20 protein-coding genes are annotated in these 23788 nt (G+C 46.7%); 7 read left to right on the top strand and 13 right to left on the bottom strand.

Annotated features, from left to right (window positions below):
* Positions 1-24 precede the first annotated feature (24 nt).
* The 5 genes from K4039_RS17050 to fabZ all read right to left on the bottom strand — a co-directional run bounded on the left by K4039_RS17050 (position 25) and on the right by fabZ (position 4973).
* Positions 25-1290, bottom strand: coding sequence for a DNA cytosine methyltransferase (locus K4039_RS17050; RefSeq protein WP_265236787.1), 1266 nt, complete (start codon positions 1288-1290; stop codon positions 25-27).
* Positions 1291-1313: 23 nt separating this feature from the next.
* Positions 1314-2486, bottom strand: a complete 1173-nt coding sequence (lpxB, locus tag K4039_RS17045) for a lipid-A-disaccharide synthase (RefSeq protein ID WP_265236786.1) — start codon at positions 2484-2486, stop codon at positions 1314-1316.
* Between the two features lie 22 nt (positions 2487-2508).
* Complete coding sequence (locus K4039_RS17040; protein WP_265236784.1) at positions 2509-3111, bottom strand: Uma2 family endonuclease; 603 nt, start codon at positions 3109-3111, stop codon at positions 2509-2511.
* A 219-nt stretch (positions 3112-3330) separates the two neighbouring features.
* Positions 3331-4125 carry an acyl-ACP--UDP-N-acetylglucosamine O-acyltransferase gene (gene lpxA, locus K4039_RS17035; RefSeq protein WP_265236782.1) on the bottom strand — a complete coding sequence of 265 codons (795 nt, stop codon included), beginning with the start codon at positions 4123-4125 and terminating at the stop codon, positions 3331-3333.
* Between the two features lie 326 nt (positions 4126-4451).
* Positions 4452-4973 (bottom strand): 3-hydroxyacyl-ACP dehydratase FabZ, encoded by a 522-nt coding sequence (gene fabZ / locus K4039_RS17030; protein ID WP_265236780.1) that lies wholly within the window; start codon positions 4971-4973, stop codon positions 4452-4454.
* Between the two features lie 17 nt (positions 4974-4990).
* On the opposite strand from fabZ, the gene K4039_RS17025 reads away from it, so the two are divergent.
* A complete protein-coding gene (locus K4039_RS17025; protein WP_265236778.1) occupies positions 4991-5146 on the top strand; it encodes a hypothetical protein in 156 nt (51 codons plus the stop codon).
* A gap of 106 nt (positions 5147-5252) precedes the next feature.
* On the opposite strand, the gene lpxC is transcribed toward K4039_RS17025, so the two are convergent.
* Positions 5253-6110: a UDP-3-O-acyl-N-acetylglucosamine deacetylase gene (lpxC, locus tag K4039_RS17020; RefSeq protein WP_265236775.1), complete on the bottom strand. Its 858-nt coding sequence runs from the start codon at positions 6108-6110 to the stop codon at positions 5253-5255.
* Here lpxC and K4039_RS17015 point away from each other — a divergent pair.
* Positions 6109-6261, top strand: coding sequence for a hypothetical protein (locus K4039_RS17015; RefSeq protein ID WP_265236773.1), 153 nt, complete (start codon positions 6109-6111; stop codon positions 6259-6261). The genes lpxC and K4039_RS17015 overlap by 2 nt on opposite strands.
* Here the strand turns inward: K4039_RS17015 and K4039_RS17010 are convergent.
* The 4 genes from K4039_RS17010 to K4039_RS16995 form a co-directional block, all read right to left on the bottom strand.
* Positions 6238-6369, bottom strand: a complete 132-nt coding sequence (locus K4039_RS17010) for a hypothetical protein (RefSeq protein ID WP_265236772.1) — start codon at positions 6367-6369, stop codon at positions 6238-6240. The two genes, K4039_RS17015 and K4039_RS17010, sit on opposite strands and share 24 nt — an antisense overlap.
* A 34-nt stretch (positions 6370-6403) precedes the next feature.
* Positions 6404-8839, bottom strand: coding sequence for a BamA/TamA family outer membrane protein (locus K4039_RS17005; protein WP_265236770.1), 2436 nt, complete (start codon positions 8837-8839; stop codon positions 6404-6406).
* Between the two features lie 194 nt (positions 8840-9033).
* Entirely contained in the window at positions 9034-9762 is a 729-nt protein-coding gene (gene purC / locus K4039_RS17000; protein WP_265236768.1) for a phosphoribosylaminoimidazolesuccinocarboxamide synthase, read from the bottom strand.
* 31 nt (positions 9763-9793) lie between these two features.
* Positions 9794-10000, bottom strand: coding sequence for a hypothetical protein (locus K4039_RS16995; RefSeq protein ID WP_265236766.1), 207 nt, complete (start codon positions 9998-10000; stop codon positions 9794-9796).
* An 18-nt stretch (positions 10001-10018) separates the two neighbouring features.
* Here K4039_RS16995 and K4039_RS16990 point away from each other — a divergent pair, with 18 nt between their 5' ends.
* From K4039_RS16990 to K4039_RS16980, 3 genes are all read left to right on the top strand, one after another.
* A complete protein-coding gene (locus K4039_RS16990) occupies positions 10019-10450 on the top strand; it encodes a response regulator (RefSeq protein WP_265236764.1) in 432 nt (143 codons plus the stop codon).
* Positions 10451-10683: 233 nt separating this feature from the next.
* Complete coding sequence (locus K4039_RS16985; protein ID WP_265236762.1) at positions 10684-14097, top strand: response regulator; 3414 nt, start codon at positions 10684-10686, stop codon at positions 14095-14097.
* 141 nt (positions 14098-14238) lie between these two features.
* Positions 14239-16581 (top strand): DNA phosphorothioation-associated putative methyltransferase, encoded by a 2343-nt coding sequence (locus tag K4039_RS16980; RefSeq protein WP_265236882.1) that lies wholly within the window; start codon positions 14239-14241, stop codon positions 16579-16581.
* A 124-nt stretch (positions 16582-16705) separates the two neighbouring features.
* Here the strand turns inward: K4039_RS16980 and K4039_RS16975 are convergent, their stop codons facing one another.
* The 3 genes from K4039_RS16975 to K4039_RS16965 form a co-directional block, all read right to left on the bottom strand.
* Complete coding sequence (locus K4039_RS16975) at positions 16706-17878, bottom strand: TRC40/GET3/ArsA family transport-energizing ATPase (RefSeq protein WP_265236759.1); 1173 nt, start codon at positions 17876-17878, stop codon at positions 16706-16708.
* 254 nt (positions 17879-18132) lie between these two features.
* Positions 18133-21339 carry an efflux RND transporter permease subunit gene (locus K4039_RS16970; protein ID WP_265236757.1) on the bottom strand — a complete coding sequence of 1069 codons (3207 nt, stop codon included), beginning with the start codon at positions 21337-21339 and terminating at the stop codon, positions 18133-18135.
* Positions 21340-21909: 570 nt separating this feature from the next.
* Complete coding sequence (locus tag K4039_RS16965) at positions 21910-22512, bottom strand: thioredoxin family protein (protein WP_265236755.1); 603 nt, start codon at positions 22510-22512, stop codon at positions 21910-21912.
* Positions 22513-22686: 174 nt separating this feature from the next.
* Between K4039_RS16965 and K4039_RS16960 the strand changes: the two genes are divergently transcribed.
* Entirely contained in the window at positions 22687-23091 is a 405-nt protein-coding gene (locus K4039_RS16960) for an NIL domain-containing protein (RefSeq protein ID WP_265236753.1), read from the top strand.
* A 60-nt stretch (positions 23092-23151) separates the two neighbouring features.
* The gene (locus K4039_RS16955) at positions 23152-23601 is read left to right on the top strand and encodes a hypothetical protein (RefSeq protein ID WP_265236751.1); all 450 of its coding nucleotides are present in this window, start codon (positions 23152-23154) and stop codon (positions 23599-23601) included.
* Positions 23602-23788: the final 187 nt, after the last annotated feature.

Raw genomic sequence — 23788 nt, 5'->3', positions numbered from 1 at the left:
CTTGAACACGCGCATCGTCTTAGTCTAGACTTTCAGATAATATTGTTCTGCTTCCGACCAATTTAGTTTAAGTAACGAATCATCTCCAATCAGAAACTTGAAACTCGGCTTGGTTACTTTCACGCCCAAAGCGCTAATAATCTGCGCTGCTACAGCTTTCGCCAATAGTGGCGGTACAGAATTTCCGACTTGGCGAAAACCGTGCCATTTTGTGACGTGAAATCTAAACCAGTCAGGATAGGAATGCAATCGCGCTGCTTCTCTGACTGTAATGCACCGAGGCGCGATCGGGTGAATTGGCCTTGGCGAAGTATAAGCGCCCCTCGCCCTGTCGGTTCCCGCCCTGAGAGTGTTGCAAACTCCGTCAGGGTGCAGCTTGTAAAAACGGCTGATCGGCTCTTTTTCGCCGTAGGCTGCGGCTGCAAACCTTTCCATACATTCGGGAGAATGTTTGGTGCGCCGACTGCATGAGAGGATTTGTCGATCGTACTGGCGATCGTAAGCATAATCATTTTCAAAATCATCGAATCCACGCAACAAACTCGCGTAATCGCTGCTGCACTTTCCGTACTCCGCTATTACCCAATCTCGGTGCAGTAACTCGCTGTACTTTTCTACTTCCGGCAAATCTCCAATCGCATCCCAAACTGTCGGTACAGCAGGTAAATTAACTTTTTTATAGCGTTTAGGAAGTTTCTTTTTAGGCAAAAAAGTAGTTGGCTGAGGATATTTTGGCAGATCGTAGTCTTTTTTGCAACCAATCAGAAACAATCGTTTGCGAGCTTGTGGTACTCCGTAATGAGCGGCGTTGAGAACTTGATATTTTTCTTCTACTTGATAGCCTGCTTCCAGAAAAGAGCTAATTAAAATATTCAGGAGTTCTTTGTGTTCGCCCGCCACAATTCCCGGCACATTTTCCATAACAAAAAACTTGGGTTTTAGCTCCAAAACTAAGCGTTGAAAGTGGAAAATCAGAGAATTTCGCGGATCGTCTACATCGCGCTTGCCCATCAGCGAGAATCCTTGACAGGGCGAACCGCTGATTACTACGTCGATTTCGCGCCTGCCGATCGCAGATTGTTTCCTAATTTCCGATCCTGTCAGCTTTGAGACATCTTTGCACAATACAGAACACATCGGGAAATTGAATTCGTGGGTGGCGCAGTGGATGGGGTCAATATCGACTGATGCAAGTACATCAAAACCTGCTTGTTCAAAGCCCAGCGTCATGCCGCCTGCGCCGGCAAATAAATCAACAGCGATCGGTCGCTTTTTCCGATAGCTAGGCATAACATTTCAATAGTAAAATTGTTTTAAGAAGCTGTATTTATTTTAACATTTTTGATTATTTCGGCAGCCGCGCGATCGCACACACCGACATCTCCGAGACTTTCCCGCATTTCCCGATAATCCGCCAAGGTTTGCTGGCGTTGATCGGCATTTTGCAGCAATTCCAGGGCATGGAAAACTATATTTTCCACAGTAGCCTCGTCTTGCAGCAACTCTGGGACGATCGGCTTCATTTGCACCAAATTGGGCGGAGAGATAAAAGGAATCGACAATTTCAGAACGTGGCGAGCAATAATCGCCGTAATCCGACTGACGCGGTAGGCTACAACTTGCGGAACGTCGAGCAAAGCTAATTCCAAATTAACAGTACCAGATTTGGCGATCGCAAAGTCGGCAGCAGCCAAGATTTCCAGATTTTGATTTTCCAACAAAGTAGCCCGCAAACCATAATTCCCAATAGCTTGTTCGATTTTGCTGCGAAAAGCTGCTTGAGAAACCGGAATCCAGAAATGAACCTCCGGCAATTTATCTTGAATAATTCGAGCAGCCTCAAATATCACCGGCATCAGGTACTTGAGTTCTTGCTTTCTAGAAGCGGGAATTAGAGCGACTGACACCTGTTCCGGCTCAATTCCCAAAGTTTTGCGGGCAATTTCCCGGCTGGGCGCAGATTGCATTCTATCCACCAAAGGATGGCCAACCCAACTGACTTGAGAGCCTTTTGCGCGATAGTAACGAGCTTCTTCGGGGAAAATCGCCAAAATGCGATCGGCAATATTGACAATCAATTCAGTATTGCGAGGAGAAATCGAGCAAACCCATTCTTGAGGTGCGATGTACCAAACCACAGGCAAATCCGGCAAATAGCGGCGAATGTAGCTACCAATACCGAGATTTGGAGTCAAATAATCAATCAATACAACAACATCGGGGGGTGATTTTTTTAGATATTGTTTAGCTATTTGCTGAACTGCGATCGTTGGCCAAATATAGGGTATAGATTCTATAATACCCATAGAACCAATGCCCACAGTATCGCCTAAAATAGTAGCCCCAGCTTCCGCCATTTGCGGCCCGCCCAATGCAGTTATTTCCAACTCCAAACCAGCGGCGACAGCATGACGTTTTAAGGCAGCAACTAACAAAGCTCCTTGCAAATCGCCCGAAACCTCACCAGTGCTGATAAAAATTTTCATATTTGTTAATTTAACTCTGGCTTTAAACAGGTGAGATTTGTTCTAGCAATTCAGTCACAGCATCATATTGATCTGGCATATTAGCACAGCGCAGCAGTAATTCTAAATCGAGTTCAGGGGAAAATTTACTGCGGGTAATTTTCTCGTAATTTTCACATCTCAAGTAGTAGATAGATAACTGGTGGTTTTGCCTAAACCAAACTTCCCGAACTCCCAATCGTTTGTAAAATTCTAGAGTGTCTATTCCACTGCTAGTAATTACCATTTCAATAGCAATATCTGGGACTATTTTTGGGGTTCCTATGTCATAGGAATCGTCCGGCTCTTTTCTACCTCCCAAATCTCTGTTACCCAGAGTCGGCCCGCCCTTGCCATAAAATCGAATCCCGCTTGCTCTCATGTATGCCTCTAACAGCATACAGAGAGTTTTTTTGATGATTTCGTGTTCCGGCGAGACAGTCATAAGTTGCAGGATGCGATCGAGATAGAAAAATTTTACATTGCCAATATCTTTAAACGCTGATTCTATCGCTTCAAATTGCTCCCAGCTAACATCTGAAAATCTGATGCAGGCATCTTGTTCTGTTTCAGGAGATGTATATTTGACTGAAGTATATACATTCATAACTTAACAATCGTTTAGTTAATAGCTTCATTCTACCTCATAACCAATTTGGCTTTAATACCTCTTAATTCTTGAGTCCCCCTCTGCTGCGGACTTTGTTTGTATAGTCGCGGTTTCAACCGCCGAGTCTTAATTCTTGAGTCCCCCTCTGCTGCGGACTTTGTTTGTATAGTCGCGGTTTCAACCGCCGAGTCTTATTTAACCCAGATTTAGGATGATTCACTTCTTGCTAGGAATCAAACCGCGCCGCCCTTTGCTGATAGACTGCTGTATAAATCTCCGCAGGTGCAGCAAGTGGGGGTTTTCCGGTAACAAATCAAACTGTTCTAAAGCTTGATTGAGAGTGTAGCCAGAATGGTATAAAATCCGAAAAGTTTTCTTTAAAACTAGCAAATCTTCTGGGGTTAAACCGGCGCGTTCGAGGCCTATTTTGTTGATAGCTCGCACTCTCGAAGGATTCCCCTCGACTAGCATATAAGGGGGCACGTCTCGATCGATCCTGCTCAAGCCACCGATCATGGATAAGCGGCCGATGTGGACAAACTGGTGCACGCCCAAAACCCCGCTGAGTCGGGCTTGGGACTCAATTTTAACGTGTCCGGCGAGGGCTACGGCGTTGGCGATGATTACTCGATCGGCAATATCGCAATTATGACCAACATGAACATAGGCCATCAATAGATTATGATTGCCAATTGTGGTGCTTTCCCCCGCTCCAGTAGCGCGGTTAATTGTCACATATTCCCGAATCACATTGTTGTCGCCAATTGTCACCCTAGTCAGAGAACCCTCATATTTCAAATCTTGAGGTTCCAAACCAATCGCCGCACCAGGGAAAATTTGATTATGAGCACCTATTTCTGTTAGTCCGTCGATAATTGCATGGGCACCAATCTTAGTCTCCGGCCCGATTTTCACTCTTTCCCCAATTACAGCATAAGCGCCCACTTCTACAGTCGGGTGCAGGTCGGCGCGGGGATGAATCACAGCAGTTGGGTGAATCAAAGTAAGCATTTGTCAGTTTTTAAGTAGAAGGAAGAAGGAAGAAGGAAGAAGGAAGAAGGAAGAAGAAGGAAGAAGGAAGAAGGAAGAAGGAAGAAGGAAGAAGGAAGAAGGAAGAAGATATACACAGCAAGCTTTTTAGCGACCAGTATTTTACGTTATTTAATTAGGTGGATTTACTTAGATGGTAATTAGTAATTAGTAATTGATAATTGATAATTTGCATTTTTGCTTAGCCAAACCGTTATTAGTTGTTAGCTATTACCCATTACCCATTCCCCATTACCCATTACCAATTTCCATTACCAATTTCCATTGCCAATTCCTCATTAGCAAATTTAATCTACCATCGAAAACGTCAATTCTCCTTCACAGACTTTTTGTCCATCTACTTCAGCAATCGCCTGCATTTTTCCGAAGCGACGGCGTTTTACCCACAGCAATTCTAGAGTCATCAGCAACTGATCGCCCGGTACTACTTGACGGCGGAACTTGACTTTATCAATCCCGGTAAACATCCACAATCCTTGCTCGATGTCCGGTAACTGAGCGAGAACAATACCGCCAACTTGAGCCATCGCTTCGACAATCAAGACCCCAGGCATAATCGGTCTTCCGGGGAAATGCCCTTGAAAATGTGGTTCGTTGAAAGTCACATTTTTAATTCCTACAGCCCGCACTCCCGGCACATAATCAACAATCTTGTCTACCAGTGCAAAGGGATAGCGGTGAGGTAATATTTTCTGAATTTCTTCGAGAGTAAAAGTAGATTTAACCGCTGGAGAATCTTCGCCGTTTTCGGTGGGAACGGATTCAGAATTGGCAGTATTGAGGGTGTTAACTTCAGTCAGCGTGGACATTGCTTGAAGACTTTTGAGTGTGGTATGGAAGAAAGAAGAAGGAAGAAGGAAGAAGGAAGAAGGAAGAAGGAAGAAGGAAGGAAGAAGGAAGAAGGAAGAAGGAAGAAGGAAGAAGGAAGGCTTTAGTTGTCGTCGCCAGAGAAGAAATTCACTGCAATGGTTTCAGCAATTAAGAACGTCCTAAGCGCCTTCGCCGTTGCTATATAAAGGCAAGGGATCGCGTCTTGGGTTGTGAATTGTAACTGCAAACTATAACTGTAAAGAAAGCTCGAACCTGTTCTAACTTGGTTGTAGCACGGCTGAAGCTTGGGAGTTCAGGGCTTTGGCGAGTTGGACGTGGAGGTTGTGACTGGCTTTGTAAGCCAAGTAATGAGCTTTTGGCAAAGTTCCCAACAGACTGAGGTCGCCTACTAAGTCTAAGATTTTATGGCGCACCGGTTCGTTGGGAAATCTCAAGGGCGGGTTGAGCCAGCCGGATCGATCGCAAACAAGGGCGTTATCTAGGGTACCACCTTTGATCAAACCTGCTTGTCGCAATTGTTCAACTTGCCGAGCAAGTCCAAAAGTGCGGGCTGGGGCGATCGCCGTCGCAAAACTTTCTACCTCTGGCGACCAACTGTACCATTGATTGCCGATCGCCTGTTCCTCAAAATCAATTCCGTAGCTAAACCGAGTTTGATCCGACGGTAGGGCTGCAACAAAAGCATCCCCGTGACGCACCCAAATCGGCTCAGTCAGGACGAATGAGGAAATTTGATCTTCCTGGGATGCTTGAGCAATTAGGCCGGTATGGGCGATCGCCTCTACCCAAACCTGAGCCGAACCGTCCAGCAGAGGCACTTCCGGCCCATCCACCTCAATTCGAGCATTATCCGCTCCCATCCCCGCCAAAGCGCCTAATAGATGCTCTACAGTGCGAATTTGAGCACCTGCGGCACCTACCAGTTCAGTAGAAAGCGCAGTCTGACCAACCGCCTCAATTTTTGCCAGAATTATCGGAGCACCGGGCAAGTCAATTCTGACAAAATAGCGGCCTTCTCCAGCCGCAGCGGGCAAGACTCGGACGCGAGTTTGTGCGCCGCTGTGCAAACCAATTCCTGACAATTCAAATTCAGATTTTAAGGTACTTTGAGTCATGGAAGAAGGAAGAAGCAAGAAGGAAGAAGGAAGAGGGAAGAGGGAAGAGGGAAGAGGGAAGAAGGAAGAGGGAAGAGGGGAAGAATTAGTAATTACCAATCACCCATTACCAATTACTTATTACTTATTACTCGTAACTAATAACAACTGACCACTGCCAACTGCCAACTGACCACTGCCAACTGCCAACTGCCAACTGCCAACTGCCAACTGCCAACTGCCAACTGCCAACTGCCAACTGACCACTGTCAACTGTCAACTGTCAACTGTCAACTGTCAACTGTCAACTGTAATTAGAATCTTTCACCAATCCCAAAGTGAATTTGATTGTCGCCGCTGTCGTTGATACCGTAATCGATCCGGATCGGCCCTAACGGAGATTGAATCCGCACGCCGACGCCGTAACCGTAACCGCTACCGGGCTTTCTGCGGACACCTGCCGGGTCGCCGGGGACATCTTTGCCCGTGCCCAAGTCGGTGCCAGCATCCAAAAATAGCGCTCCGCCGATAAACGAAATAATCGGGAAACGATACTCCACGCTGCCTTCTAGGAAGCTGCGGCCTGCTCCCATGTCGCCTTCGTTGTATCCGCGTACCGAGTTGGCGCCACCCAAGGCAAAGGCTTCGTAGGGAGGCAAATCTCCGAATACGGTGCCGGCTTTTAAACTAAATGCCAGGGTTTGGGGGCCTGCGGTAAAGTTAGTGTACTTGACTGGTAGGTAAAAGCTGTAACTGGCGCGCAGACGGTTGAGCAGGATGCTGCCGGAACCTATAGGAATCGATTGTTCCATGCCAAATCTGAGCAGGGAACCGCTGGTGGGGCGGAGGGGATCGTTACGCCGATCGCGCACAGCACCTGCTTGGATTGTTGTCAAGTCGTCGGAACCGGAATTGCTAAAACTTAGCTGGTTGCCGAGTTCGTCTTTGGATTCTCGTCTGCCTTTACTATCGGTAATTGAGACTCGCTGGTACTGCAAACCGAGTGAAGCTATCCACTCAGAATCTGCAAAAGGATCGCGCGAGAGGGGACGGGTAAAATTGATGCCGCCGCCGGTGCGGACGATGCGGGGTCGATCGTCATTTGCCAATCTGACTTCTCTCTCGCCACCGTCAAAAATCACGCTGATCGATCGTCTTCTAAAAACATTAGCCGTGAACGAAGTCCGGTAAGGATCGCCCGCAATCCAGGGGTCAGTAAAACTCAAGTCAAACAGGGTTTGGCGTTCCCCGATTTGTACTTCAGCCCCCAATTTTTGGTTCCTACCGTTCAAGTTTTGCTGCTGGTAACTCACCGTACCGAACAAACCCGTCGCGGAACTCAAACCCGCACCCGCAGCCAGAGAACCAGTATTTTTTTCAATGACGTTGACAATTACCCTTGCCTTGCGGGGGTCAGTAGTTCCCGGTTCCAAGGCCAGCCGCACGTCTTCAAAAATCCCCAAACCAAACACTCGCCTCAAATCTCTTTCCGCCTTGGTGCGGTTAAAGATGTCTCCGGGCTTGAGTTGTACTTCGCGGGTAATGACATAACGGCGGGTGTTACCTCCGATCGGCTGACCGGTCGCATCCGTTGCCTCTCCCTCCTTGCTCAGGAAGCGGACATCAACGGATTCGATCTGGCCTTCTGCCACTACCAGGGTGACAGTACCGTCATCTGCGACTTGCGGCGCATCAGTGATTTGGCCCAAAACATAGCCGTTTTCTTGATACCAAGCATTAATTTTTTTCACTCCCTCCTCAAAGCGGCGGAGGTTGAGAATTTTGCCGTACTGATCGCGGAAGCTGTCGTCAATTATGGTTTGGGGCAGCACTTGCTGACCGGTGATTTTGACTCCCCGCAGCACCGGATTTGGCTGCACGATAAAAGTCACCCGCACGCCCAATGGGGTGTCTTGGGGTTCTGCCCGCACGTTTCTGAAAAAGCCTGTGGCAAAAATGGCGTTGATGTCTTGTTGCAGTTGGCTGCGGTTGGTCGTGCGTCCCGGTTGGGTGCTGATGACTCGGTAAATCTCGCTTTGCAGGTCTCCCGTTGCCCCGGTAATGGTAACTTCGGCAACTAGCACTTGCGGTTCTGCTGCCCCGGCTGGTGCGGGGGCTGGTCTGGGCTGCGGTGCTGCTGGGCCCGATGGCAATGTCGGAACGGTGTTAGCTGGTGGCCTGGTCGGGGCTGGTATGGGGGGAATTTGGGCGTTTTGAGCGATCGCCCCTGATACTTCTGGGGCCTGTCTGGGAGAAACTTGGATGTCTTGAGCGATCGCCCTTGATTCATCCTGTTTCCGAGGCTCTACCGCAACCCAGGCGGGCAAAACTGCGGTCTCCGAGGGGGGGAGCGGGCTAGCCATTTGTGCCTCTGGCAGAGCGTTTTGGCTGCTAGAGGCGAGGGGATTGGATGCTATCTCAGGTTTGAGTTGCAGGTCAACGGGCGAAACCGGGGTTGCCGGGTCTGTGACTCGGTTTGGGGGTTCGCGATCGTTCTCTCCTCTACCAGGGGCCGCCACTATTTTTAGGGCTTCCGCTTTGCTGCTTTTAGCTGCTTTGCGGTTTTGAGGAAGATTTTGGGTTAATTCTGGAACGGGGCGATCGGATAATTCGATCGACGGGGCGGGGGTAACGGCAGTCAAAGCTTCCTCTGTTGATTCAGAGTAGGATGTTTGACCGCTTGCCGAATTTGATAGTCCGAATGTTGCTGAGACAGTAAGAACTGCCACCAATACAGCAGATAAGCGCATTTTTGTTCACTCTTTTGGGCAATCGACACACACCACATTATTCGTCATTAGTCATTAGTCATTAGCCATTAGTCATTAGTGATTAAGTCGGTTGAATTTCGCGCTGACCGCTAATTGATGACTGTTGACCGCTGATTGCTGACATCGAAGGTATAACGGTTACAAACTGCGCAATTGTAGCGCATTTCAAGCCTCTAGACTTTCTGAGCTAGAACCCGCTGGAGAACTTGCTGGTAAGCGGTTTCTACCGATCCCAAGTCGCGGCGGAATCGGTCTTTGTCCATCACACGGGCGTCGGGGTCGGTTTCTGCGTTGTCCCACAGGCGGCAGGTGTCGGGACTGATTTCGTCGGCGAGAATCAAATTTTGATGTTGGTCGATACCAAATTCCAGTTTGAAGTCTACCAGGGTAATGCCGCACTGGGTGAAAAATTCTTTGAGTATTTCGTTAATTTCGCGGGCGGCGATTTCTAGTTGGTCTACTTGTTCCGGGGTGGCTAGCTGCATTAACTGCAATCGGCCGCGGGTCAACAGCGGGTCTCCCAAATCGTCGTTTTTGTAATAAAACTCGACCAGCGACGGATTGACAATTGTACCGAGGGCGATTCCGGTTTGTTTGCACAGACTACCGGCGGCAATGTTTCTGACGACGACTTCTAAGGGCAAGATGCGGACGCGGCAGACTCGCATTTGATTGGGGGCGGGCGTGTCGATGAAGTGGGTGGGTATGCCTTTGGCTTCTAGCATCCGAAACAGGTGGGCGGATATGGCATTGTTGATTTCGCCTTTGCCGGTGATGCTGCCCCGTTTCTGGGCGTTAAAGGCGGTGGCGTCGTCTTTGAAGTGGGTCAGCAAAATTTCGCTGTCTTCGGTGGAGTAGAGGATTTTGGCTTTGCCTTCGTAGAGTTTGCGTCCGGCTGACATGGCGATTAATAATGTAGTTGAGTTTTAGATTTTACCGTAGCTCGATCGGGCATAATTGGCGAGTTTTTGCCGATCGACCAAAACTCATGCCCCCAGCAGTGGCGACTACGCCTGCGGATAGATACTGCGATCGGTTGAGGCATAATGATTCTTGACAAAGCACAATAGAGATTAGACCTGCTGGGTTCGCGATCGTGCTGACTGAACCCCGCCAAGGATACTGTCGCTTAAAAAACATCTATAAAATGGCTAATTTATGGAAGGAAAAAAAATTCATATCCTCTTAGTGGAAGATGATGAGGTAGATGTGATGAACGTCCGGCGAGCGTTCAAAAAAAATAACATCGTCAACCCCCTGTACATGGCGGAAAACGGATTAGAAGCTCTGGCTATATTGCGCCAAGAAAGCAAAATAGAGCCGGCAATGCCTCAAGCGCGCCGACTGATTTTGCTCGACTTGAATATGCCGAGAATGAACGGCATTGAATTTTTGCGAGAATTGCGGCTGGATGAAACTTTGAGGTCGATTCCCGTGATCGTCCTCACCACTTCTAATGAAGATAGAGATAAGGTAGAAGCTTATAATTTGAATGTAGCTGGCTATATTCTTAAGCCTGTCACTTTTTCTAACTTTGTGGAAGTTATGGCTACTCTCAACAAATACTGGATGCTGAGTGAAATTCCCTAAATTTTCTAAAATTTAACCAAAATTTTTCCAGGTGGCTGTTGTGACTTTTTTGGGCGGTACATTTGTATTAATTAGTTGGGATAATCACAGTTTTCTTGTATTAGTGCAAGCGTCCCCGATTGCTAGATATAAGCTCGCACTTCCAATAAACGCTTTTAAATCTCCGCACAGATGCTTCACATTCATCTTTGCTATGCCGGAGCTTTTTCAGCTCAATCCACAATTCGGTTGTTATGGACAAACTTCTTAAAATTCTGATAGTTGATGACGATGAAGTCGATCGGATGACGGTCAAACGCTCGCTCAAGTCTGCTGGGGTTTCGGTAGAAGTTACTGAAGCAGAAGACTGCGCCGATGCTCTGGCAAAACTATCGGTCAGCAAAAGTTCTAGTAGAGCAGCGGCGAAACTCTCGCATCCAGATAAATCTCAACAGTTAAGCGAGGTTGAGGAAACAGAAAATTCGCTATTAAATCAGATATTTGACTGCAAATTTGACTGCGTATTCCTCGACTACCGCTTGCCGGACGGAGACGGACTGAGTTTGGTAAAAAATGTACGGGAATCTGGGCTGAAAGTTCCCTTAATTGTGCTCACCGGGCAAGGTGATGAACAAATTGCTGTGGAATTGATGAAGGCTGGAGCTTCTGATTATATCGCTAAAGGCAAGATGTCTGCTGATAGTTTGTCCCGCAGTTTGCAGAATGCCATTCGCGTTTACCGCGCCGAATCAGAGGCGTTTTATACCAGTCAAAAATTTAAGGAAAGCGAGGAACGATACAGGTTAGTTTTAGAGGGAGTGAACGACGGAATTTGGGATTGGGATTTAAGTAAAAATGAGGTTTATTGGAACGATCGCCTTTTGGAAATTATCGGTTTGGCGCGATCGCAATTTGGCAGCACTATGGATGCTCTCTACCACCGCCTGCACCCAGAGGACAAGGACGGCATCATCCGGGCGATCGGCGCTCACTTAGAACAACAAATAGACTACAATGTAGAATTCCGACTGCTGCACTCCTCTGGTGCTTACCGCTACTGCACTTCTCAGGGAAAAGCTCAGCGAAATTCCCAAGGAAAAGCGCTGCGGATGGCAGGCATGATTAGCGACATTAGCGATCGCAAACAAGCCGAATACGCTCTAGAAAGAGAACGGCAGCAACTGAAACAAATTATTGCCTGCGTGCCCGTAGCAATGGCGATGTTCGACACAGAAATGCGCTATTTAGCTAACTCTCACCAATGGCTGACTCAATTTAATTTCGAGTGGCAGTCCCTGACTAATCTCAATCATTACGAATTGTTTCCAGATACGCCAAATCGGTGGAAAATGATGTATCAACAAGTGTTAAAGGGTGAGGTAGTTTCTGTGAGCGAAGATGCTTGGGAACGAGCAGACGGCTCTGTGATGTACCTGCGCTGGGCAGCTCACCCTTGGTACAATCCCGACGGGAAAGTGGGGGGAATGGTGATGGTAGCCGACAAGATTAATGAGTTGGTGGAAGCGCGGGAAACAGCCCTGAAAGCGAGCCGGGTTAAGTCGCAATTTTTGGCGAATATGAGTCACGAAATTCGCACTCCGATGAATGGGGTTTTGGGCATGGCTCAATTGCTGCTGCGCGCTCCTCTGGAACCGAAACCACGGGAGTGCGCTCAGACTATTTACCACAGTGCTGAACATTTGCTGAGCGTAATTAATGATATCCTCGATTTCTCTAAGATAGAAGCTGGAGAATTCCGGCTAGAAAAGGCTGATTTTGATTTGGATATCTGCCTGGAATCGGTGATAGAAATGGTAGCGCCTTTGGCAGAAAAAAAAGGTATTGAATTAAATATTTTAGTTGACAGTTCGGTGCCGAAAAAGTTAGTTGGCGACTCTGGTAGGTTGAAGCAAATCTTGCTAAATTTGACGGGAAATGCGATAAAATTTACCGATAGCGGTCAAGTTTTTGTTCACATAAATGTCAAGCGGGATCGGCAACTGGCAGACTGCAAACAAGGGGGGAAATTGCTATTTTCGGTGCGGGATACAGGGATGGGAATTTCGCCGGAAGGCCAGACAAAACTGTTCCAATCTTTTTCTCAGGTAGACGCTTCTCCAACTAGGCTGTACGGCGGCACGGGTTTGGGTTTGGCGATTTGCAAGCAGTTAGTAGAGATGATGGAAGGTTCGATTGGGGTGCGCAGTTTTCTCGGCAACGGTTCGACTTTTTGGTTCGCTGTACCTTTGGAAAAACAGTTGCAAGTTGAGCCTCAGACTCCCAAACTTGCGGGCAAGAAGCTATTAGTAGTCTCTGCAAGCGCTTTGAGGCGGGCGGCGGTGCGATCGCTCGCTCAAAGTTGGGGTGCTCGCTGCGACGAGGCAGAAACTGCTGCTGCTGCTTTGACTTGGTTGCAAAATTCTCAGGGCGGGATCGATCGGCATTCGGCGACAGGGGAAAAATGCTGCGATGCGGTGCTGGTGGATTTGCAATTGCCGGATTTGGATGCTGAGGAATTTGGTTTGAAAGTGCGATCGCTCTCAACAGTTGGCTCGTTAATCGCCATGACTGCTTTGCGGGAACAGGCGAAAGCTGAAGCACTTTGTAGTGTGGGGTTCAGCGGCTATTTAATCGAACCAGTGCGGCCTTCTCGCCTGCTTGAAGCTTTGCTGGCGTCGGTTAAGGAAAGGGGAGAGTTTGGGAGCTTAGAGGCTGCTAATACTTGCAATTTCCCAGCAGTTGATTCTCAATATATAACTCCTAATTCGCCGTCATCGCTGAGAATTTTGCTCGCAGAAGACCACCCGATCAATCAACAAGTTATTGTCGAACAATTGGCAGCTTTAGGCTATCAGGCTGACTGCGCCGCTAACGGTCAAGCAGCGCTGGATTTGCTGGCAGAAAAAGCCTATAATTTGGTGTTAATGGATTGTCAAATGCCAATACTTGACGGTTATGCAACGACAAAAAAGTTGAGGGAACGAGAAAAAGGCGATCGGCATACTTTTGTGATTGCTTTAACTGCTCACGCAATGCCGGGGGAACGAGAAAAGTGTCTGGCGGCTGGGATGGACGATTATCTCAGCAAACCTGTAGATTTAGATGCTTTGGCGACGGCGCTGAAAAAATATGAATCCCAAAATGTTGAGTTTAAAAATAAGTATGGAGTTAAAAGTATTAATTTGGCAGAAAATCCTCAATTAGTAATAAAGCATACAGAAATTTTGGAAGAAACGGAAGTTGTGGCTGTGCCGGCACCAAGGGCGATCGCACCTCAAGCTTGGGAACACGCAGACTGCGACGGACTGTTCGACAGGAACCGATTGCAGCAACTCGGACGGGTTAATGTTAAATTGCCCGATCGACTTTTGCAAGCATTTGTCGGCAACGCACAGGCTGATATAGCTGCTGCCAAAATTGCCGTAGAAGCTAGAGATTGGCAAGCTGTGGAATATCAAGCACACCGTCTAAAGGGAACTGCTGCTAATGTGGGAGTTGCTCTAATGTCGGATTTAGCGGCACAATTGGAGCATCAAGCGCGAGGCTTTCAATCTGAACCGCTAGCTTCGGGATTGTTAACTATTGAGGGCGTTGAAAACATATTAGTGAGTTTGTCGAGTCATTTAGCACGGGTTAAAAAATTTGTAGAAACTCGAATGTTTGGTTGATATTTAAGTCTGTTTTTTAGTTATTGTAGGGTGCGTCAGGGCGGATTTTTTGACAAAAAACGAAGAATGTTCTCCCTGACGCACCGGCTCAGTTTCCTCTGTGTTATCTGCGGTTAATGTAAAAAATCGATGAGTTTATCTATGACTTACGATACCGATACAAACCCTATTTTATATACCGATTCATTAGAAAACAATGGAGAAATTCTAACGCCTTTGAGGGCTTTTGCTCAGGAAGTTTTATTGTATGAAAACAATGCTATTTGTGGGGAAACTTCTGTAAATGCTGTGCCGTGTCCGTCCGACAAAATTGATATTTTTTATGTTGAAAATCTGGTAGAAAAAGTAGCTCGCTGCTGTCGAGAAAGCAAAATCGGTAAAAAATTACCAACAGCTTTTTATATTCACATTTCCGCTTTATCCGCACTCAACCCTGTACTTAGAATTTACGAAAATTGCGCCAGACAGCATCTCGAAAATATTGATGAAGCAAATTTAGTTAAATTCTCACTCCAGCAACCTAAAATCTCTTATCTTTTTTACCCCGATTTCGATACAGATGCTCACCCTGCTTTGCAAGCCAGCATCCAAATTAATCTGGAAACTGGGGAAGTTAAATATTTCGATTACAGCAACAGCGAAAATCCCCCGGTTTTGCACCGAAAGGAAACTTTTGTAACTGCGGATTATCCCAATTACGAAAAATTTGCTCGACTGACTCGCAGCGAGCAAAAGTGGGGACTCTTGGACAATACTAGCGTGATCGGCACTCGCGATGGTTGGCTCAAATATTTGGGATATTGCGGTGTAGAAATTCAAGATCATGCTGTTGTCGAATGTTTGAAACAGGAAAATAGCGAGTTATCAAATCCTAAAATTGAGCGGCACAAAGCTGCGATGGTGCGAAACTCTATTTCTAAACCTGTGCGCCTGGTTTTGGAATCTGATTTGTTTTTTGATGGGATGACTTTCTTTGATTACGGTTGTGGTTACGGTGGCGATATTAAATGTATTGCGGAAGAGGGTTATGCTGCTACGGGTTGGGACCCATATTATCAGCCGGATACTCCGCGAATTTCTGCGGATATTGTGAATATTGGTTATATAATTAATGTGATTGAATCTTTGGCGGAACGCCGAGAAGCTTTGCTGAATGCTTGGGAATTAACTAAGAGTTTATTGGTGGTGGCGGCTCAGGTTTTGATTGACGATCCGGCTCGCGGTCAAATTGCTTACGGCGATGGGGTGATTACTTCTCGCAATACTTTTCAGAAGTATTACGAACAGGAAGAGTTGAAGGTTTATATAGACCAAGTGTTGGGTGTTGATGCGATTCCTGTGGCTTTGGGAATCTATTTTGTGTTTCGGGATGCGGCGGAGGCTGAGGGTTTTCGGGCTTCTCGGTTTCGATCGCGCTTATCGACTCCCAGAGTGCGATCGCAAGTCAAGCGCTTTGAGGATTATGAGGAAATGCTGGCTCCTTTGATGGCTTTTGTGAGCGATCGGGGCCGTCTTCCGGTTAAAGGTGAATTAGCGGAAGAATCGCCAATTAAGCAGGAATTTCACAGTTTTAACCGCGCTTGGAGGGTAATTTTGCAAGCAACGGATGCGGATGATTGGGAGACAATCGCCGACAAGCGCCGCCAGGATTTGCTAGTATATCTCGCTCTTAACCGTTTGGGCTATTCCCTACAGGATGGCGACGCCGCGCGTCCTTCGATGCGCCGGCTTCCCGCTCAAATCCGCAATGACATCAAGGGTTTGTTTGACAGTTATCAAAGAGCTTGCACTTTAGCCGATTTAATGCTATACAGCCTGAGTAAACCGGATATTGTGGCGGATTGTTGCGAGGATAGTGCGATCGGCTACAAACAGCACGGTTCCCTTTCAGTCCACGTCTCATTTTTAGAAGAACTCGACCCTTTGCTACGCCTCTATGAAGGCTGCGCCAACCGCACGATTGGCAGGCTTGACGGCGCTACAATTATCAAATTTCACGCTCGCAAACCTCAGATTTCCTATTTATTTTATCCCGATTTTGACACTAACCCGCATCCAGCCCTTCACACTGCTATGCACATAGATTTGCGCGATCTTTCTGTCAGCTATCAAGATTATTCTGATGTATACAATCCACCGCTTTTAGTTAGAAAAGAAGCTTTTGTTAGTCCTACTTATCCCCATTATGAAAAATTTGCTAAACTCACCCGCCAAGAGGAAAAATTGGGTATTCTCGATGATGGCGCAGTTAGGAAGTATCGGGAATGGGTGCAGTGTTTGGAGGACAATTGCGTTAAGATTAAGGGTCATAAGTTGTTTTGGCGATCGGATGTCGATCCGGAACGGGTGAAAAACCTGCAAAAAGCTGCTTCGGAACGCCAGCAGAAAAAGATTGAGTTGAATGCAGGAAAGATTGAAGGAACCGCAGAGGCCGCAGAGGCCGCAGAGGAAGGGAAAGAGGAGGGAGAGGAAGAGGAAAAATAGACCTATTGCATTCCCAAGCTTTCAATTCCTTAAATTATCTGCGTTGCATCTGTGTTTATTTGCCTTACATCTGCGGTTTCTGTTATTTGTGGGACACGGGATTTCCGTTTCCTGTTTTTTATCATCAAGCAAACTTAATCTTCAAATAATCATCCTCCATCTTCGCCCCCGAAGGTTGCAGCGCCGCTAAAGCTTGCGGCAAAACCATATTGCGGCGGTGATTCCCAATCCGAACATTCAACTCATCTCCCGTTTTCGTCAACTGAATCTGATCCTTCGCAATTCCCGGCAAATAGAGTTCTAGAACGTATTGATTATTGTCCTGCACAATTCTAATCGTATTTTCTGTGTAATAAACTTTGCTTGGGTCTTCATCTGCATAAAGCGTTTCTTTCAATCGTTCCAATGCTGGCAAACCGCACATTTCCTCGGAATAAAGTGGCACTTCTTTTACAGGAAGCGGCCGAAAATTTTCGTGAATTTCCTGACGGTACTTCTCCTGGCTCTCTTTCCAGCGCTTGAAAAATGGATCGGTTACTTCTTCGGGAATAATTCGATTAGCTACGATTAAATCTGTGGCAACATTGTACAAACTCAAATAAGCGTGAGCGCGCAAAGACTCTTTAATTACCATTTTTTCGGGATTTGTAACTAACCTGACCGAAGTCACAGTATTGTCAGTTAAAATCTTTTCCAAAGCTTCGATTTGCTCATAAAATTCATAAGGTGCATCCATCACCTCTTTGTCTGGCAAAGAAAAGCCCGCAAGTGGTCGAAAAAACGGTTCAACTAAAGGTCTGAGGGCAACAGATATGCCTTGCAATGGCTTGTAAAACTTCCTCATATACCAGCCGCCAACTTCTGGCAAACTTAGCAGTCGCAATGCTGTGCCTGTGGGTGCAGAATCGATAATTAAAACATCATATATTCCCTCATCGTAATGCCGCTTCATCCGCACCAAACCAAAGATTTCGTCCATTCCTGGCAAAATGGCTAATTCTTCTGCTTGTACACCCTCAAGTCCCTGCGCTTTCAAAACTTGAGTAATGTATCGTTTGACTGCTCCCCAGTTGCCTTCTAATTCCCTGAGAGCGTCCAATTCTGCTCCCCACAAGTTGGGTTTTACGAGTCGAGCGTCGTGTCCGAGTTCCATGTCGAAGCTGTCGGCTAGGGAGTGGGCGGGATCTGTGCTCAGCACTAGGGTTTTGTATCCCAATTCGGCGCATCGCAGCCCTGTAGCAGCGGCTACGGAGGTTTTGCCGACGCCGCCTTTTCCGGTCATTAAGATTAAGCGCATTGATTGTTTAGCTCGCCTGCAAGTTCTGTTTACTTTTTCTATTGTAACGGAATGTAACTTTATGAGACTGAGACAAGAAAATATCAGGCCGTGGGGTGCTGGTGGGGCGTCGGCTGGCGTGGCTGGGGTGTCGCTTAAACGCTTGAAATATGGTAGAGGCGATGATAAATCTTGTGAGTTTCCTCGTCCGACAGGGGTTTAAACCCCCGCCAGACTCCAGGAAACCGCCCGTAAATCAACGAGGCTATGATCAATCAATTCGTAGTCTTTCCCCCCGCCTTGTGCACGGGAATAGCCACTGTCTGCGACTTCTTCGCTGAAAACATCCCAAAGAAATCGTGCAGCAAAATATAAAAACACGGAATGATAAACAGCGTCAGCAGCGTCGCTAGGGACAAACCGGAAAACACCACAACCCCCAAAGGTTGCAAAAACTCTGAGCCCTCTCCAATTCCCAAAGCTAGCGGAAATAAACCCAAAACTGTGGTGATAGTTGTCATCAAAATTGGCCGCAAACGTTGAGGTGCAGCCCTGAGAATTGCCGTCGCGCGATCGACCTTTTCATCTTCCAGAATTTGGTTGGCCAATTCTACCATAATAATCGCATTATTCACCACAATCCCCACCAGCAAAATCGCGCCCACAATCACCGTCGCGCCGATCGCAGTTTTAGTCACATACAGCCCCAAAATCCCGCCAGCCAAAGCCAGAGGAACCGTCAACATAATCACCAGCGGATCGACAAGCGAATTGTACTGCACCGCCATCACCACAAATACCAAAAACGCCGCCAAAGAGCCTAAAATAATCAGCGAACTTTGCAATTCCCGGTTAGTTTCCGCCGCCGAGCTCGGAATCACTCGCACTCCCGGCGGCAATTTGATGTCCGCCAAAACAGCATTTACTTGTTTCAAAGCATCCCCCAAACTCGCACCCTTATTAATATTCCCAGCAATCAAGAAAACTTGGCGCTGGTTGAGTCTTTGAATTTCTCCCGGTGCTTTTCCCACCTCAATACTCGCCACGTCGCCCAAGCGAATGCGAGCGTTATTCCTCGCAGTTAAAGGGATAAATTTTAGTTCAGAAATTGACTGGATAGAAGCGCGATCGAACTGTACCCGCACATCAACCAAACGGTTTCCCCGCTGCAACTGCGTGGGAACAGCACCTTGAATTGCTGTCTGAATAGTTTCTCCAATTTCCCTCGCACTCAACCCGTAGATTTCCGCTTGTTCCCAATTCGGGCGAATTTGCACTTCCGGTTGCGGCGGATCGGTATCCGGGCGAAAGCTGGCTAACTTTACCTTCTTTTCCAAAGTCTCCAAAATGTCGCGGCCAGCTTGCAGCAATACCTGCTCGTTTTCGCCCTGAAGCATAACATCAACCTCCGCACCGCGCACCGGAGAATTAGTCAAAACCAAACCGCGCACATTTTCAGGAATCAGTCGCAACCGAGTTCCTTTAGGTATATTAACTTTCTTCAATTCTTGATTAACTTTTTCCACAAAAGCTAAAGTATCGCTGCCTGCTTTTAGTGTAATATTGCTGCCACCGCGCAGCAAATTCTCGCTCGTAGTAGTGCCGAACAACAGCCCGCCCACCGTAGTCAAAGAGTATTCAGTTTCCGGCTGACTGAGTAGAATTTTATCGACTTCCGCCATCACTCTTTGATTGGTTGCCAAATTAGTACCTGCCGGAAACAAAGCAAATAATCTCGCTTGACCGGTACTAATTTGAGGTAAGATTTCCTGGGGAATTTGACCAGCCATCTGCCAACTGCCGCCGCCCAATATAACAATCGCCAGTACAACTACAATTAACCGCCACCGCACTATTCCTGATAAAAATTTCCCGTAGCCGGCGGTAGCATTGGTAAAAGATCGGTTGAATGCTTGCAGCGGCCAAAAGTTGCTCAAACCGCTGGATACGGGCAATGCTAGCAGTCGAGAAGCCATCATCGGTACAACAGTTAATCCGACAATCAAAGACGCGGCGACTGAAAAAGTGATGGTGAGAATTAGCTCGTTAAACAGCAGGGAAACTAAGCCGCCGATCAGCAAAAATGGCAGTACGGCAACTAAGTTAGTAATAGTGGAGGCAAATAAAGCTGATTCTAATTCTTGGCTGCTATTTTCTGCTTGCTGGATCAACTGTTTGTTACTTAATCCCTGGTTTTTATGATTGCTAGTTCCTTCGACAATATTTTCCAACATAACGATCGAGTTATCGACCACAATGCCCACACCGAGCGCCAAACCTCCTAAACTAAAGATATTCAGAGACAGATGAAAAAGCCCCATCAGGATAATCGCCATTAAAGTTGCGAGGGGAATTGCCAAGACAATAATAAAAGTCTGGCGCAGGGAAGCGAGGAACAACAAAACTGATGCACCAGCTAAAGCAGCCCCAGTCAAACCTGAAAATACGACGTTGCTGATAGAATCTCGGATGAATTTAGACTCATCTGAGGTAGTGACTATTGTGGTGCTTTCGGTGATTAATCCTGATTCTTTTAATTCTTCGAGTTTCTTTTTTATGCCATCTACAACTGTAATCGTGTTTGCGTCCGGCTGTTTTTGAATGCTGATTTTCACAGCGGGTTTTTGATTGAGAAATACTTTAACTCGTTCTTCTTCTGTCCCGTCAATTACTTTGGCGAAATCTCGTAAAAAAACTCGTTTTGGCGGAGTGGAACCAGATACTTGAAAGGAAATTTCTTGGATTTCTTTGGCACTCCGAAATCGTCCGACTGTACGGGTTAAAGGTTCTGCCGATTCTTGTCGCAGCCGCCCGCCGGAAGTATCGATATTGCGGGCTTCGAGGGCGTTTAAAACATCGGAAATACTAACGCCTAAAGATTGCAAGCGATTTAAATCAATATTTACTTGAATTTCTTCTTGTACGCCGCCGGCAACGTCAACTGATGCTACTCCGGGAATTACGTTTAATTCTCGGGATAATTCTTCGTCGGCAAATACGCGCAAATCAACTCCTTGCAGGGAGTTGGAAGTGAGGGCAAATTCGTAAACAGGCTGCTGGGAAGGGTCAGCTTTGAACAGCCGGGGGGCTTCAACATTGTCGGGAAGTCGGTTGCGGATGCGGTTGACGGCGGCGGTGGCATCGTTGAGGGCTTGGTCAATGTTGCCGCCGGGCTTGAAGAATAAATCGACGCTGACTTGTCCTTCGCGGGTGCGGGAAAATATTTGGATGACTCCTTCGGTGGCGGAAAGTCCTTGTTCGAGGGGGCGGGTAACTTCGTCAACTGCGACTTTTGGGGAGATTCCGGGGGCGTCTAGGCGCACGCCGATGCGGGGATAGGTGATGGAGGGTAGCAAGTCAACGGGCAGTTGGGTGATGTAGAAAAGACCTACGATGATAATTGCTAGCGTCAGCATGAGGGTGCCGATGTGGCGGCGGATTGAGATGCCGCTAATGCTGAATCCGGGTTTGTCGGCGGTCATTGGATTTTAGGTTTTAGATTTTAGATTTTAGATTTTAGATTACTGCGTCAGTCAGCCTGCGAAGGAATGAGTCGGGGGGATTCCAACCAAGTTATTTGAATCGAGCTTTATTTTTTATCGGGAGCGATCGAGTATTGAGACTTCGCATTTTGCCATTATAATAAATTTTAATAAATTTTCAATAAAGTTTGTTAAATATTTCTTGAGAGGTAGTCGATCGCCCGCAATCAAAATTTGCTAAAGTTGCGATCGACTGATAACTGACAACTGGTATCATGTCCTGTCAATTAACCGCGATATCTCGGTCGGGGCGGGTTTTTGAGATTGTCAATTTTTGGCAAATATTGTTGGTGAACCCGCCCTTACCAGATTCGGGGTAATCGACCGGACAGAATAGACAAGATTGCAGAAATCTTCGAGTCATAGAGCAACCGCAGATATCGAGCAGATCAACACCGATTGACGCAGATGGTTTCAGGGTATTTTCGGATTTTTGCAATCTTGTTTAATATGTCAACTGTCAACTGTCAACTGTCAACTGTCAACTGTCAACTGTCAACTGTCAACTGACTACTGTACTTGACTGCCGTGGGCGCGCGGGTCGGAGCTACTTGTTTTCACAGGCCCTGTGGCGGGAGTAAAATCAGAAACTTGACCGGAAGCTTGCGAGTGCGGTATTGGTTTTTCTGCAATTAAAGCATCTAAATTATCTTCCATAATACTGCGTGGCATTTCGCCGATCGTTTCTGCAACGCTGCTGCCTTTATTGTTCAAGTAGACAAAGTGTGGAATGCTATCAACTCGATATTTGGTGATTTCTGGCAGCCATTTGTCGTTATCTACATTCAGCATGACAAAATTCAGCGGTTCGACGTATTTCTGTTTGATGGCGCTCAGATCGTTAGCCATTGCTTGACAGCTACCGCACCAATCAGCATAAAATTCCATGAGTGTCGGCTTGCCGTTTACTAAAGCTGTTTCTAGCGGTGCGGAGGCTTTTGCCATTTCGGTGAGACTACTTGATGGCGTTTGAGTTCGTAGTCCCACAAAGATAGATACTGAAAGGGCGATCGCAGCTAATACGATCAATAAGTTTCTGACGCGCGCGGCGACGTTTATTTCGGAATTTTTGGGTGTGGGGGCAGCAGTTGAGTTCGGCGAATTTAGACTCATAAAATAAATGGTGATTTTATTTTTATGTTTTTATTTTTAATAACAGATACAGATTATACCACATTTTGAGATAATCAGACCAATCTTATAAAAAAATTGGCTAATACCAGTAATTAGACCAAGTGCGTTAAAACTTAAGATCAGAAAGATTGTTTGTAAATTACCGAGGTCAAAGTGAAAAAACGGGTAACGCTGACGTTTCCCCAACGATCGATCCAAATGCCTGTCACCTATCGACTGGCAAAGGATTTTAATGTTGCAGCCAACATTATCCGCGCTCAGGTGGCTCCAAATCAAGTGGGCAAACTGGTGCTAGAGTTATCAGGGGACATTGACCAACTAGAAGCGGCGATCGACTGGATGCGATCGCAAAGCATCGGTGTTTCCCTAGCCAGCCGGGAAATACTCATTGATGAAGACATCTGCGTTCACTGCGGCTTGTGCACCGGGGTTTGCCCGACAGAAGCCTTGACCCTTGACCCAGAAAGCTTTAAACTAACGTTTGCTCGATCGCGCTGTATCGTCTGCGAGCAGTGCATCCCTACTTGTCCGGTGCAAGCTATTTCTACTAACCTCTAAAACCACCCATAATTTATCGGGATCATCTTTTTTAACTGGTTTCCCTAATCTTTTCATCAGATGAGAAAAAATTCTTGGCTTTCGCTCACTCTACTTTTTACTACTTATTTCATTTTTGGCTGGAAATTATCAGAGTTTGATATTCCTCCGCACCTGACTTGGTTTTTAGCCGTAGGTGCTATTTTAGTGTTAGCTATCGCCTTGTCGTTCCCGCTGAAGGACACAAAAAGATGGATTATGCGGTGGATTTCCAGTGATGTCGGGGCTTTTATTTCGATCATTTTAGGAGCTTTTTTGGCAGTTATAGTTGTTACCTGGATGCACCTATTTGTGACGGGTTTAGTCTTGACTTCAGCCGGAGCTTTGGCCAGACTCGATATTCAAATATTTGGTCACCAAAGATGGCGGACTTTTGTGATATTAGCTGCTGTTTCTCTGACTGGTGCGGGGTTGGGTGGAGCGATCGAGTTTTGGTCAAAAACGGGCAGATTGGGAATATTCCAAGGGTAATCAGGAATTGGTAATCGGGAATTGGTAATTGGGAATTTCTTTCCTCTTCCCTTTTCTTGCTGACCGGAAAACGAGACGCAAGCCCCTGGCTTTAGACACGGGGAAAAGTCGGCAGCGGTTTCAACCGCCTTCATTTTTGAGTTAGCCGGAATTTTAACATATGTACATTTTTCAATGGTTGTTTTAC

Origin of the sequence: Lyngbya sp. CCAP 1446/10, from assembly GCF_026130175.1 — a bacterium.
Classification (GTDB): domain Bacteria; phylum Cyanobacteriota; class Cyanobacteriia; order Cyanobacteriales; family Microcoleaceae; genus Microcoleus.
The sequence above is the reverse complement of the archived record's forward strand: the minus strand, read 5'-3'. Positions and strand labels throughout refer to the sequence as shown.

Excerpts from the sequence above, each read along its gene's own strand:
- K4039_RS17050 (WP_265236787.1), bottom strand. The coding sequence starts at position 1,290 with ATGCCTAGCTATCGGAAAAAGCGACCGATCGCTGTTGATTTATTTGCC.
- lpxB (WP_265236786.1), bottom strand. The coding sequence starts at position 2,486 with ATGAAAATTTTTATCAGCACTGGTGAGGTTTCGGGCGATTTGCAAGGA.
- K4039_RS17040 (WP_265236784.1), bottom strand. The coding sequence starts at position 3,111 with ATGAATGTATATACTTCAGTCAAATATACATCTCCTGAAACAGAACAA.
- lpxA (WP_265236782.1), bottom strand. The coding sequence starts at position 4,125 with ATGCTTACTTTGATTCACCCAACTGCTGTGATTCATCCCCGCGCCGAC.
- fabZ (WP_265236780.1), bottom strand. The coding sequence starts at position 4,973 with ATGTCCACGCTGACTGAAGTTAACACCCTCAATACTGCCAATTCTGAA.
- K4039_RS17015 (WP_265236773.1), top strand. The coding sequence starts at position 6,109 with ATGGAAGAAGGAAGAAGCAAGAAGGAAGAAGGAAGAGGGAAGAGGGAA.
- lpxC (WP_265236775.1), bottom strand. The coding sequence starts at position 6,110 with ATGACTCAAAGTACCTTAAAATCTGAATTTGAATTGTCAGGAATTGGT.
- K4039_RS17005 (WP_265236770.1), bottom strand. The coding sequence starts at position 8,839 with ATGCGCTTATCTGCTGTATTGGTGGCAGTTCTTACTGTCTCAGCAACA.
- purC (WP_265236768.1), bottom strand. The coding sequence starts at position 9,762 with ATGTCAGCCGGACGCAAACTCTACGAAGGCAAAGCCAAAATCCTCTAC.
- K4039_RS16995 (WP_265236766.1), bottom strand. The coding sequence starts at position 10,000 with ATGTTTTTTAAGCGACAGTATCCTTGGCGGGGTTCAGTCAGCACGATC.
- K4039_RS16990 (WP_265236764.1), top strand. The coding sequence starts at position 10,019 with ATGGAAGGAAAAAAAATTCATATCCTCTTAGTGGAAGATGATGAGGTA.
- K4039_RS16985 (WP_265236762.1), top strand. The coding sequence starts at position 10,684 with ATGGACAAACTTCTTAAAATTCTGATAGTTGATGACGATGAAGTCGAT.
- K4039_RS16980 (WP_265236882.1), top strand. The coding sequence starts at position 14,239 with ATGACTTACGATACCGATACAAACCCTATTTTATATACCGATTCATTA.
- K4039_RS16975 (WP_265236759.1), bottom strand. The coding sequence starts at position 17,878 with ATGCGCTTAATCTTAATGACCGGAAAAGGCGGCGTCGGCAAAACCTCC.
- K4039_RS16970 (WP_265236757.1), bottom strand. The coding sequence starts at position 21,339 with ATGACCGCCGACAAACCCGGATTCAGCATTAGCGGCATCTCAATCCGC.
- K4039_RS16965 (WP_265236755.1), bottom strand. The coding sequence starts at position 22,512 with ATGAGTCTAAATTCGCCGAACTCAACTGCTGCCCCCACACCCAAAAAT.
- K4039_RS16955 (WP_265236751.1), top strand. The coding sequence starts at position 23,152 with ATGAGAAAAAATTCTTGGCTTTCGCTCACTCTACTTTTTACTACTTAT.